At 35.1% G+C, this 11,776-nt stretch carries 11 protein-coding genes and 1 pseudogene; 1 reads left to right on the top strand and 11 read right to left on the bottom strand.

Features of this window, described 5'->3' with window-relative positions; translation table 11 throughout:
• Complete coding sequence (locus ACUTSE_RS15475) at positions 1-1,239, top strand: McrC family protein (RefSeq protein ID WP_445640889.1); 1,239 nt, start codon at positions 1-3, stop codon at positions 1,237-1,239.
• Positions 1,240-1,289: 50 nt separating this feature from the next.
• Here the strand turns inward: ACUTSE_RS15475 and ACUTSE_RS15470 are convergent, their stop codons facing one another.
• The 11 genes and pseudogenes from ACUTSE_RS15470 to ACUTSE_RS15420 form a co-directional block, all read right to left on the bottom strand.
• Complete coding sequence (locus ACUTSE_RS15470) at positions 1,290-1,757, bottom strand: DUF6998 domain-containing protein (RefSeq protein WP_445640888.1); 468 nt, start codon at positions 1,755-1,757, stop codon at positions 1,290-1,292.
• Between the two features lie 106 nt (positions 1,758-1,863).
• Complete coding sequence (locus tag ACUTSE_RS15465; RefSeq protein WP_445640887.1) at positions 1,864-2,265, bottom strand: SMI1/KNR4 family protein; 402 nt, start codon at positions 2,263-2,265, stop codon at positions 1,864-1,866.
• A gap of 113 nt (positions 2,266-2,378) precedes the next feature.
• Positions 2,379-3,134, bottom strand: a complete 756-nt coding sequence (locus ACUTSE_RS15460; protein WP_445640886.1) for a hypothetical protein — start codon at positions 3,132-3,134, stop codon at positions 2,379-2,381.
• Positions 3,135-3,176: 42 nt separating this feature from the next.
• Complete coding sequence (locus ACUTSE_RS15455; protein WP_445640885.1) at positions 3,177-3,590, bottom strand: hypothetical protein; 414 nt, start codon at positions 3,588-3,590, stop codon at positions 3,177-3,179.
• A 290-nt stretch (positions 3,591-3,880) separates the two neighbouring features.
• On the bottom strand, positions 3,881-5,071 hold the full coding sequence (locus ACUTSE_RS15450) for a DUF6438 domain-containing protein (protein ID WP_445640884.1): 1,191 nt from the start codon (positions 5,069-5,071) through the stop codon (positions 3,881-3,883).
• Positions 5,016-5,567, bottom strand: a complete 552-nt coding sequence (locus ACUTSE_RS15445; RefSeq protein WP_445640883.1) for a hypothetical protein — start codon at positions 5,565-5,567, stop codon at positions 5,016-5,018. The genes ACUTSE_RS15450 and ACUTSE_RS15445 overlap by 56 nt, the downstream gene beginning before the upstream one ends.
• A gap of 360 nt (positions 5,568-5,927) precedes the next feature.
• The gene (locus ACUTSE_RS15440) at positions 5,928-6,464 is read right to left on the bottom strand and encodes a hypothetical protein (protein ID WP_445640882.1); all 537 of its coding nucleotides are present in this window, start codon (positions 6,462-6,464) and stop codon (positions 5,928-5,930) included.
• A gap of 387 nt (positions 6,465-6,851) precedes the next feature.
• Positions 6,852-8,348, bottom strand: coding sequence for an acyl-CoA dehydrogenase family protein (locus ACUTSE_RS15435; protein WP_445640881.1), 1,497 nt, complete (start codon positions 8,346-8,348; stop codon positions 6,852-6,854).
• Positions 8,349-8,559: 211 nt separating this feature from the next.
• The gene (locus ACUTSE_RS15430; RefSeq protein ID WP_445640880.1) at positions 8,560-9,423 is read right to left on the bottom strand and encodes a helix-turn-helix domain-containing protein; all 864 of its coding nucleotides are present in this window, start codon (positions 9,421-9,423) and stop codon (positions 8,560-8,562) included.
• A 251-nt stretch (positions 9,424-9,674) separates the two neighbouring features.
• Complete coding sequence (locus tag ACUTSE_RS15425) at positions 9,675-10,898, bottom strand: DEAD/DEAH box helicase (protein WP_445640912.1); 1,224 nt, start codon at positions 10,896-10,898, stop codon at positions 9,675-9,677.
• A 611-nt stretch (positions 10,899-11,509) separates the two neighbouring features.
• Positions 11,510-11,776: pseudogene (locus tag ACUTSE_RS15420) on the bottom strand (hypothetical protein); the annotation flags it as partial.

The raw sequence follows: 11,776 nt of genomic DNA, 5'->3' as shown, positions 1-11,776 counted from the left end.
GTGAATAAAGAAAATAAAATCACCGTTTTTGAACATGAAAAGCACGTATTTAATTTAAACAATACAGCCGAAAAATTGTTGCATGATGCCTTGGAACTGTATCATGGTGATGGTACGCCATTTTTTAAATTAATCCGAAACGGTGTACAATTCAATGAACATGTAGGTGTCATTCAAATTGGAAAAACAACAATTGAGGTTCTACCTAAAGCTGATCAATCCGGTGAGAAAAAATGGAGAGATCTATTGATTGGAATGATTAAAACGGTTTGGGGATTTGATGTAAAAACAACTGGTTCTAGCACTCTAAAACTGAAGTCAAATTCAATTTTAGAGCTGTATTTTGAACTATTTATTTCTGAAGTGGAATACTTGCTTCATCGAGGATTGATTAAAAAATATCGCAAGCAGGAAGGAAATCAAACATCTTTAAAAGGGTCTTTACAATTTTCACAACACATTGCTCAGAACCTTGTACACAAAGAGCGTTTTTATGTCAAACACACACAGTATTCAACGGCACATATCTTACATGAAATTATCTTTAAAACAATTAAATTACTAGCTAATACCAATACTAACGTTGCACTAAAAGGAAGGATAGCTTCTCTAATGATGAACTTTCCTGAAATGAAAGATTGTAAAATTACGTCATCAACTTTTGACAAGCTTGTTTTTGACCGCAAAAGTAAGCCTTATGAAAAAGCGATTGAAATTGCTAAACTATTACTTCTTAACCATCATCCTGATGTAGTAAAGGGAAGAAATAATGTTTTAGCCCTAATGTTTGACATGAATAAGCTATGGGAGCAATTTATTTTGGTAACATTAAAAAAGAAACTAAAAACACATCAGGTCTCCGCTCAATTATCCAAAAAATTTTGGCAACCTATTGAAGGCTATTCATCTACCCTACGACCTGATATTGTTATAAAGCATAATGAATCAAAAGAAATCATTGTGCTTGACACCAAATGGAAGAATATAAATAATTCGAATCCTTCCTCTGAAGATTTACGTCAAATGTACGTCTATCATCGTTTTTATCAAGCCAATAAGGTAGTTTTATTATATCCTTCAGATAAGCATCAAATTAGAAAAGGAAACTATTTTAATTCTACTATCCAAGGTGAGCTATCAGATAAAGTATGTAGCATGATGCAAATTGCCACAGGTGATACAATACAAACTTGGCAGGAGGAGATTGTTGAAAATATACAGATTTATCTTGGTGTTTAATTCTACTTAGAAACCAAATCATCATGCGCATTGAATATACGAAGTGTGTTTCACCCTTTGAGTAATGACTGAAAGGCTTTAGTTAAATCAACAGCATTAATATGCTCCAGCAAGTATTTATTTGTTGTCAGAATATGCCCGTTTTGATGTTTATTACTTTTTGCTAAGGATTTAGCATCTGCTACATTTAACTCAATTGCTTTAAGTATCCCTCCTTGCTTATCAAATATCACAACTACTAGTACATCAAAATCCCAACTTCTAAATACGTTTAAACTGGTAGATTTAATTTTATCTAGTTTTCTAGATTTAACCTGAATAAGTTTTCCTTCTTTAGTCTCTACATCTGCGCTTTTACAAGAAGCTGGTAATTGTTTACCTTTATAATAATTTGCAACTAAAAGTTCTGCAAATTCTCCAACTTCATTTGAAGTACCTCCCATAGCCTCTACTAATTCAGTACTTGTCTTATTATATTTTTTCCAAAGTACAGCAAGCTCTTTAAATTGAATATCCATATTTAACGCTGTTTTTTTTTCATTCTTTTGAAAAGTACAACTATAATTACAATTAAAACTAATTATTCTGCTTCATAAACAGAAAAGACAAACAAAAACTCCTCTTTTATTCATTGACTAAATCCTCAATACTATCTGCCACTTTCTTCGGAATCCCCTCCTCGTGCCACCAAGCATAAATCACTTCACTCAGTTGTTTTTCATTGCCAGCTTCTGGTAGTAGAATTAAATGATCGCCGCTCCCATTAGAAGCAATCGCTATTGCATTAGCGGGAAAATTGCGCCACGCTTGGGCTTGTTTCGTTTCTAAACCAATGTGATTACATGTTCTGCTGATTCTTTTCTTATCAGATCGATCAAAAAAAGGATATAACTGCCAATCATCCTCTTCGGTTGATAGTTCTCCCCCATTTTCTTGCATCATTTTAGCTTTAAAATCATCAGGAAACCAAACACCTAATTCATCTTCTGTCTGTTTAATATAGGTAAGTTCAATTGGAAAGGGCATAATCATTATTTTTTTGAATGAATAAATTTATTTCTTGCTATAGCTATTCAATACTAGATAGAACATATCGAAATCCCGCTTGTATACAGGACATACAACTGCGAATAACACAATTAAAAATCAACATAACGAACAACATCAAGAAGAAGATAATCACTCAAATCCGCAGCACTAATGAGTATTCTTTGTCGTTTATTTTCTCCCCTTTCGTAGTTTGCTTTTTCCAACAAGCTCCAATAAAATTCATTTTTATGAACAATTAGTTCTAAATCGGTAGTAGGAAGGTTTAAATATGCTTCACCTAAATCGTAGAGAGCACAAACCGTTGTATTTTGAAAGGGTTTTACTTTTCCTTTAGGAAAGTTATCTGTACTGATGATGTTCATTTTTTCATCGAGGGCAAAACCAACACAGTACTTTACATTTTCAAGAGGCTCAAAATAATAATCTATTGTATATTTAGCTCGACACTGCGTTAGATCCATTGTAGGGACTCTGTGTTTAAAATCATCTGCTCGATCTAAATCAACAATTTCTAATGTATAAAAATTCAAATGCTCCAAAAAATACGCATTTGTGTTCTTCAACACGTGTTCTTTAATACAAGCTTCTACAGCCGAGAACTCGCGCTTTACTAAATTGATATCATTGTGACCTAAAATATCCAATATTTCCGTTGTATTATGGGGTGAAAAAGAATATTGATACCCAGGGCAACGCAAAGTAAAAGGAATACTTGCAAATGTGCCAGTCAAAAGTTTTTTATCACATTGGGCAAATGAAGAGCTAGAAAAAAATATAATGATTAGAAGTAGTACATAATTCAACTGTGGTCGATAACTGGTATGCGGTTGTTTATTCGATTGCATAATAGCGTGCATTGATGATGTGGATACTAAAATAGTTGAACCTTATACTTTAGCATCTATCGATACTAATTTTCCATTTTCAGGAAATAAGATAGCTCCTTCCTCACTCGATACGTCAAAAAAACCAACCCCGTGTTTTGCCGCTAATTCATACATTTTATTGTATGCCTCTTCTGCTACAGACCACGCAAAAGCAACATAGATGACATCTTTTCCAATACAGTAGTCAGATTCATAAGCACCTTCAAGATCTTCGTCCTCTATATCATTTCCATTCATATCCGGAAATGTTTTAATCATTTCTATATACCAATTGCTTAATTCGAGAGCGGTATTTTTTGGATCATCATAACCGTGATCTTCTGTCCATGTTGTTTGATGATCATACCATTTCATAAAATCAGTTCTATACTTGGGTGCGGCTTCTTTTTTAAAAACCATTAAGTCATAACTCATATTCTTGGAGGTGTTTTTTAGTACTACTGAATGTTATACTTTTAGATAGCCTATTTCAATATGCAATGTCAACTGAAATAGATCTCTTTGATTATCTTCTAAATGTAGAAAAATATAAACGATTATTGCTAAAAAAGACCTTTATTTTCCTTTCCACTACCTTGCCTCCTATCCCAATCCTACCTCTTATTTTTACTTTTGAAGCTTTGAAGTTTGAGCAAGCTACTATTTGGTTTAACGCATACACTCAATGTTCAACAGTTTCAACGGTTACTTTATGGGTGCTGTTTTTATCTTTCAAGGTCTTCTATAAAATTCGCAGTATTGAAATTTCGCTCCAGAAAGTTATACCCTAAATCATACGTTATAGCCTCCCTATCTTCAAATTCAAATTTGTAAAACTGTCCGTCAGTTACCACATTGTTTATTTCATATTTATGTGTTCTTGCTTCATTCGGATCTGGTCCCCAATAGTCAAAATTACGAGTAAAAACAAGCTTGTATTGCGCAGTAAATGATTTGTCTATTTGTTTTGCTTTTTTGAGTTCCGTCCAAAGGTAAAAACTTTCTGATTTGGCAAGTGGTAAGACGAAATTATCCCTTTTAAAAGTGAACGTATGTAACTTAGGATAGAAAGGTTCATCATAAGGCAATGGGTTAAGATGCATCACATCGTGAATATTCGAAAGTAACATATACGCCCATATCAACTCCTTGGTTCCTGCCATTCCATAATCGCCAATTGTCTTAACAATCTTTCCATTTTGAATGAAGGTAGTTGTCAGCGTTTGGTCATCTGTATGATCAACGGCATAGCTATTCTCAAGTGCTAAGGGATTTGCTTTTCTGAACTTGTCAAAAATAGTTTGCGTTGTTTGACGGTCCAGATGCCCTGTGAAAAAACCAAGCGATTTTACATAACCTTCGCCTTGAAATAAAACATGTCCTTCTCTAGTGACTGAAATATCGAGTATTGGACATCCGCCATAACAACCCGAGCTAGAAAAGATGATTTGATCAAAATCGGGTAAAGTGTCTAAGTTATAGGTAAGTCTCTTATATCGAATAATTGTACTATCGTTACTTGCAAGCTGTAAGGTATCATTTCTTTTAGCAATAAATTTCCATTGGAATGCCCAATTACGAGTCACCAGACTTTTAATATGAACACTGTCTTTATTGACTTGATAGGGCACCGTATTTCCTAAAAATTGTCGCATTCTCCTACCCGTCATGCTATCTAGTTTTTCTTGATAAAATCCCAAATAAAAAGCGATACTATCCTTAGTTATTGTCATTCCTAGAGGTAAACGAAAGAATTCTAGTGGGAAATCATCCACAAGACTTTTATCTATAATTAATTCCCAATCACCAACCAGCATTTCTCTTACTTGGTTATCTGCCTTTTGTTGCTCCTTTCGCTGATTACATCCTAAAAGTATAATCGTGAAAATAATAAAAAGAATTGTACGTATTCCCATAATTTAAACTGGAATTGTGGTTTTTATTTAATTGAGTTATAAGCGTAGTGAGCTCTACGAGATCTAATTTCGTAACCGTTTCTAAAGTAACCTTTTTATCAAAGTTGATCACTAATACACCTTTATTGTCTTCTTCATATCCAACTTGATGCGAGGTGAACTGAATTTTTTTAAAAGAGAATTCCGTTACTTTATCCTTAAACCAGTTGTAATCCGCTATATAGATTAGTTTATTATCCAAGATAGTGATTATCTCTTTTCCACACGTATTCCACAAGGCAATTCGCAACATAAAATAAAAGATTAACCCACCGAGAAGTAAAGCAATTAGATTAAAAAATTTGAACGATTCACCATTGACAATATTTACGACAAATCCACCTATAGGCAAAGCAGCTGAAAGGAATGTAATGATGTACAAAATTACACGAGCAAAAAGCGTACTCTTCTTCACTTTCAGTACAAATGTAGTATCATTCAAGGTTATTTGATTCATAGCGGTCTATTCTTATACGAAATGAAAAACTGTCTTTGTTTGCTGTTAACATACAAAAATATCATAAATAACTTAAAAACAGTAGATGACAATTTGAAATGTAAAATACTCGTTTTCAAACATTAATCTATTAAAATTCATCCGTTGATTTTCATTTGAATTACGTTGAAAAAGTACTCAAAATCGATTACCACCTACAAATACTAGGACCTAAATTGTTATTTCACAAAGCACAACCACATACATCATTCGATTTAGCTATTTAAAGCACAATCTTATCTATTATTTCGAAATTCACTCCTAATTAGTAAACTATTTTTTACAGCGACTGTTGTATGTCTCTTAGTTAACGATCACTTTTTACTTTAGTTTCACCTGCAACAATTCCATCCATTTTGCTCGATCATTAACTACAAAACGACATTCTTGATCCGCTAATTTCACCTTTAAACCGTTGTCAATCACCCCCATGGTTCTGCAAGGTTGGATGGTTTGCACATCGGCAAAGGCAATGCGTACCGTTTTCTTTGTAAAATTAAACTTGTGTGAATGGAAGAGTAAATAGTCTTGAGTTATCCCCAGTTTTCCACCAACGGCCTGTCCTTTTAAAAACAAGTTGGCAACGCCATAAGCTTCTAAGACTTCCCCTTCTTCTAAGGGTAAATCTAATTTAAGTAAGATTCCCTTAGTCATCTTCTCGATAAAGAAGTAAAACACCAAGGAGAAAAATACACCAAAAAGCACCCCTTTTATTAAATAGTAATACCATGCAACTAGGCTACGATCAAATAGCCAATCCAATAGTACCCCCAAAAGAATATACGTTACAATAACTAAGCTTACAATCTTGATGGCGTCTTTTTTGCTTACCCCTAAAGCATCTGCTCCAATTTTCATATTTTTTCGTTTAATGGTTTTTCAAAGATACGGATAAGATAATGTTAATTTTTATAAAAATGCAACATAACTACCAAAGGATAGCAAGTGGAAAATTGAAGCTATTTTATGCGTGAAAAGGCAATTTCTATTTTTCAACGTTAAACACCGAGCTATTTCCCCTTTTGGGATATAAATAAGTATAATTTTGCTGTTCAAACAAACCTAGGGCCTTTTTAAAACGCTTTTTTATGGCTTCCTTTTTACTATTTCGGATTAACGACAAAAGTTTTAAACTGCAAAACAGAGCAAAGTCAGACACTTGTAATCGGCAATACAACCACAAAAAAAAGTCAAGCAGTAAACTACTTGACTCTTTTATATAATTTAAAAGCGAAACGCCTTCGTTTAAAAACGTGTCCAATCTGAATTTACTTGATAATCCAAGATAGGATCCACATCATTTTGGGTTTTAAATTGTCCGTAAAAAGCGGCTAAATCAGCTTCAACCTGTTGACGGGTAATCTCCACTAGTTGGGCATTAAAGTCGTCCATTTGCAACACAAATTGAAAGGCAATAACGCGAGAAAGCATCTTGCCTATAAGCAACATATTGCGTTGTTTTACAGCACCATCCACTGTAAAATCGAAGTACGTTCGAAATAAATCCACACTTAGATTTGTGCGTTCATACCCTTGTAAAAAGCGATATAAATTGGTTTCCTTCGCTTTTCGCATCAACTTTACAATACCTTCCGCAATTTGTGTATACAGCATCTCATTGGATCCCTCAAAAATTTGGAAAGGTCTACAATCAACTAAAGATCGCCCTGCAATATGGTCCAAGCGATACCCATTTGCGCCTGCTAATTGCAAGCTAATTTGAGCCGATTCTTGCATTAAATCCGTCACAACCGCTTTGAGCACATTCGCCTCAATACTCATCGAAGCCAAGTCGTTCTCAATGCCACTAGTCGCTACACTGAAAATACACATCCCTGAACATAGCGTGTAAGCTGCTTGAATCTTGGCAATTTGATTTTTCACGGAATCAATACTCAATAGCGGAACTCCTCCTACTTGTCTTTCTTGACAATGCGCCAGTGATTCATCTAATAGCCTTTGAATAAAGCCCAACCCCATTCCAGGAAATTGCAACCTACTGCGGTGTAGCGTATCGAGCATTAATTTAATTCCCGTACTTTCGGTTACTAATTTTTGTTCTGAAGGAACAGCAATATCAATTTCATTAATACCATAGGGAATCGCATACAGTCCAAGGTTATTGTAGCGATGCGTCATGGGGATATGTTGTTCCGCTCTGTTGTTTTCAGAAACAAAAAAGTCAATATCACGAGATAATTCGCCATTGGGTTTGCACTCTCTTGCCGTTACTAACCAAAAGTCAGCCGCACCACTCAAACCTTGCCAGTGTTTTTGTCCTTTAATGTGAAACATGTCTTCTTTCTGCTCAAAAGCCGTTTTCATATTCAAGGCATCACTACCATGGGCTTTTTCCGTAATCATCAAACCTCCCATGGCCTTATTTTCCATAAACTGATGAAATACGCGTTGCTGTACAGCTGGTTGGCCGTACTTCGCTAGAGGTTCTAAAAAAAGCGCAATGTTAATCCCAAACATCAACGACAAGGGCAACGACTCATACGAAGCAGCAGCAAGTATTTGCAAGCATTCTTTTACTTGTACTCCTCGTCCACCGTGCATGGTCGGAATAGCCACTGCCAATGGCTTTTCCTCCATGATTTCCTCCATTAATTCAGCTGGAAAATCACGGGTTAACCCCATATCGTTATAATTGTATTTTTCGCGAAACAAATACTTCAATCGCTTCTTGAATTCTGCGATATAGGTACTAAAATCGATGTGTTCTATTACTGCATGCATAACTATCTCCTTTTTTTCAATTAAAAAATCTACAGCGGTTTGACAGCTTCCTCCCCTATGTGCTGAAAAATCGATTAACGATTGGCTCATCTATAAGGACAAAAACGATCAAACATCACTTTGAACAAATTTAAGGAGCTGATTGCGAAACAAATATGATAGTTTAGATTAAAACTAGGACAAATCGTGCATCTTTAGCATACAACTAAAATTATATCTTCCTGTATGCTGAAGGAGTAATTCCTACGTGTTTTTTAAAAAGTCGAGCAAAATAAGACGGATCGACAAAATCGAGTTCATAAGCAATGGTTGCAATGCTTTTATTGGTTTCCAGCAATAACAGTTGGCTGTGAATAATGGCAATTTCTAAAATAAGTTGCTTGGATGATTTTTGATACACAGCAGAAACACAGCGATTCAAGTAATTAATTGACACTTTGAGTTGATCCGCATAAAAATCGACGGTCTTGTGCTTGCTGAAGTGCAAATGAACGAGTTGTTTGAACGCAATGGCAATCTCTTGCCTACGCTCAATGGGTGTCGTCGAATCTGACAGTTTAATCACTTTCAATGCAATGGTTTTGAACAAGCTTTCATACAGCTCTTTATAGGGTTTATCGCTGTGAATTTCACCATATAATAAATCAAGTAGACTACTAAGTGCCGCACTGTTTTGCGCATTGAGGTTGAGCAACGGAGAGATAGTAAAAATATTTAAAATCTGTGTTTCGCGAAACATGGAAGTCATTGCGTGTTCTTTAATCAGCACACAATACCCTTCCGCCGATTTGTCTACAGATTCAATGGCTGAAATATAACCATAGTTACACAGCAATACCGCAGGCGCCTCTACCGTAAACGTAGTCGAATCAATTCGTTGGGTAAAATAGCCTTTCGTTAGGTGAATCAATAAATTGTACCCAAAGAAAATAGGCGGAATTGGAATTTTGAGGTAAGGTGCAATATCCTTAAGAGAAAAAATTTTAATCGGAGTACGGATATAGATCAAATGATTCCTACTCATGTCCATGAACTTGGAAACAAACTCATCTGCATTAATTTGATTGTCTATCATACGTAATGGTATTTATTCAAAGTTCAGCAATTGAATTGAATTAACCATCAAAAACAGGCTTTTTTTCGTTATTTGTAAGGAAAATGAAGCGGAGTTTGAACGAGTGCTCGTATACGCAAAGTCGCTTTTATTCTTGCTTTTCTTTCGTTTCTAAGCCGTTATATAAACAAGGATAATCCCCCTGTGATGAACAAGGGGGCTCATATTAAAAAAAGAATCACTCCTTTCAATTGCTCAGGAGTTCTCTTGACTTAGGCTTGTTTATCATTTTTTCCAGGGCGTTTTCTAGGTCTATTGTTGCGTTTATTTCGCTTCTTAACCTGCTTTACTTTTGCCTCGGGTTGCGGTTCTGATAAAGGAAACGTAGTTGACAGCACAGGAATTTTAATGCCAATTACCTTTTCTATCTTTTTTAACTCTTTGATTTCATCTGTTCCACAAAAAGAAACTGCAACACCTGAAGCCCCTGCGCGTCCGGTACGTCCAATGCGGTGTACGTAACTTTCGGGAATATTGGGTAATTCGTAATTTACTACATGAGGTAATTCCTCTATGTCAATACCTCGAGCGGCAATATCTGTAGCAATTAATACCCGTATCTTATTCGCTTTAAAATCGCTAAGCGCTCGTTGTCGAGCATTTTGTGACTTATTACCATGGATAGCAGCAGCAGAAAGCCCCATGCTCACCAATTTTTTTGCCAATCGATCTGCTCCGAACTTCGTTCGTGTAAACACTAAAGAACGCTGGATGGACGCATCCTTCAATATAGAAAAAAGCAAATCTAGTTTGTCGTCTTTTTCTGCAAAATAAACACCTTGTTCAATCGTTCCAGCAGTAGAAGAAACTGGAGATACATGTACTTCTTTCGGATTCCTTACGAGTTGCATGGCTAATTTTTTAATCTCTGGAGGCATGGTTGCCGAGAAAAATAGCGTTTGTCTTTTTGTGGGGATCTTGGTAAATATTTTGTTCACATCTTTGACAAATCCCATATCCAACATACGGTCAGCCTCATCTAGTACCACAATTTCTACGTGTTGGAGTGAAATCAACTGTTGATTTAACAAATCCAACAAACGACCTGGAGTTGCGATAACAACGTCCACACCCCGTCTAAGTTGTCCTACTTGTTTGTGTTGAGACACTCCGCCAAAAATAGCCACGTGTTTTATTTTTAGTTGTGCCCCATAAGCTTTAAAATTCTCATCAATCTGGATGGCTAACTCCCTTGTAGGGGTTAAAATAAGCGAACGAATTCCTTTTTTAGGGTTTACTTGCTGCTGTAACAGCTGTAAAATGGGAATGGAAAAAGATGCTGTTTTTCCCGTCCCCGTTTGGGCACATCCTATGATATCATGTCCTTGTAAAATAAATGGGATACTCTTTGCTTGTATTGCAGTAGGTTGATCATATCCTATTTTCTCAATTGCATTTAGGATGGGTTGTATTATATTTAATTGTTTAAAAGTCATAGTCGATGGGCTGAAAACCCAGTATTTCCAATACTCCATTGTATCAGGTTGAAATAACTTGGAGTAGTTAACTTATTTCACCTCTTTTTTCATCTTACAAAGAACGAGTTTCTTCAGCTAACTTTTGCAAATGGCTCCTTTTATTTTGCTTTGTCCACCTTATACCCATCAAAATACGTCACTTAGAGTAAAGCTTCTCACTCGTGTTTTTCATCAAAAAACCATCTACCATACAAAGAGGTATCCTTTTACAAAGCATTTTTACCCCTTGTTACATTGATAACTAACAATTTAAGCAAGCAACTAACTAAACAAGAAATACCAAAATTACTTGAGCGAAGTCAATTCAATAAAAGAAAAATAATGCGTGCTGATTATGATCAATTTACGTTAAGTCTAGAAATGACAGAAATTGTAAGAAATAATCTTTATCAAGATTTCTCTAAACAAACGATCAAAGTAAACGATTTACTAGATAGAAGTTTTTCAATAAGTATAAAAAAAATGATAGTATTATAACAAAGGGTTAGTATCTTTTATCAAATCCTAACCCTAATTTTATTTTACATAACGCTTATAAAACAGATAGTTCTATAAAAAAATAGTTACTTTCAATAAAGTTTCACAGTAATAACAAAATGACCAAATTCAATTTTATGATTACTATCAGTAATAGTACAAACAAACAAAAAACTATCCTTAGATACTTGTCGGTAATGAACCAGCGAGCTTAATTCTCTATAAACTGGGGTAGCTGTATTTAGAAATGTTTCTAAATTATCTACAACTAATTTTTTACTTTGGAGATCCTCTGCTTGAAGCTTAAAGAATTTTTCAATTCCCTCTAATAATCGATCCATTATAAAAACACCTGGCAC

This window comes from Myroides sp. TSA_177.3 (genome assembly GCF_052691955.1).
Note: the sequence above shows the minus strand (reverse complement) of the source record. Positions and strands in the feature narration are given on the sequence as shown.

Excerpts from the sequence above, each read along its gene's own strand:
- ACUTSE_RS15440 (WP_445640882.1), bottom strand. The coding sequence starts at position 6,464 with ATGAAAATTGGAGCAGATGCTTTAGGGGTAAGCAAAAAAGACGCCATC.
- ACUTSE_RS15455 (WP_445640885.1), bottom strand. The coding sequence starts at position 3,590 with ATGAGTTATGACTTAATGGTTTTTAAAAAAGAAGCCGCACCCAAGTAT.
- ACUTSE_RS15435 (WP_445640881.1), bottom strand. The coding sequence starts at position 8,348 with ATGCATGCAGTAATAGAACACATCGATTTTAGTACCTATATCGCAGAA.
- ACUTSE_RS15465 (WP_445640887.1), bottom strand. The coding sequence starts at position 2,265 with ATGCCCTTTCCAATTGAACTTACCTATATTAAACAGACAGAAGATGAA.
- ACUTSE_RS15425 (WP_445640912.1), bottom strand. The coding sequence starts at position 10,898 with ATGACTTTTAAACAATTAAATATAATACAACCCATCCTAAATGCAATT.
- ACUTSE_RS15430 (WP_445640880.1), bottom strand. The coding sequence starts at position 9,423 with ATGATAGACAATCAAATTAATGCAGATGAGTTTGTTTCCAAGTTCATG.
- ACUTSE_RS15445 (WP_445640883.1), bottom strand. The coding sequence starts at position 5,567 with ATGAATCAAATAACCTTGAATGATACTACATTTGTACTGAAAGTGAAG.
- ACUTSE_RS15460 (WP_445640886.1), bottom strand. The coding sequence starts at position 3,134 with ATGCAATCGAATAAACAACCGCATACCAGTTATCGACCACAGTTGAAT.
- ACUTSE_RS15470 (WP_445640888.1), bottom strand. The coding sequence starts at position 1,757 with ATGGATATTCAATTTAAAGAGCTTGCTGTACTTTGGAAAAAATATAAT.
- ACUTSE_RS15450 (WP_445640884.1), bottom strand. The coding sequence starts at position 5,071 with ATGGGAATACGTACAATTCTTTTTATTATTTTCACGATTATACTTTTA.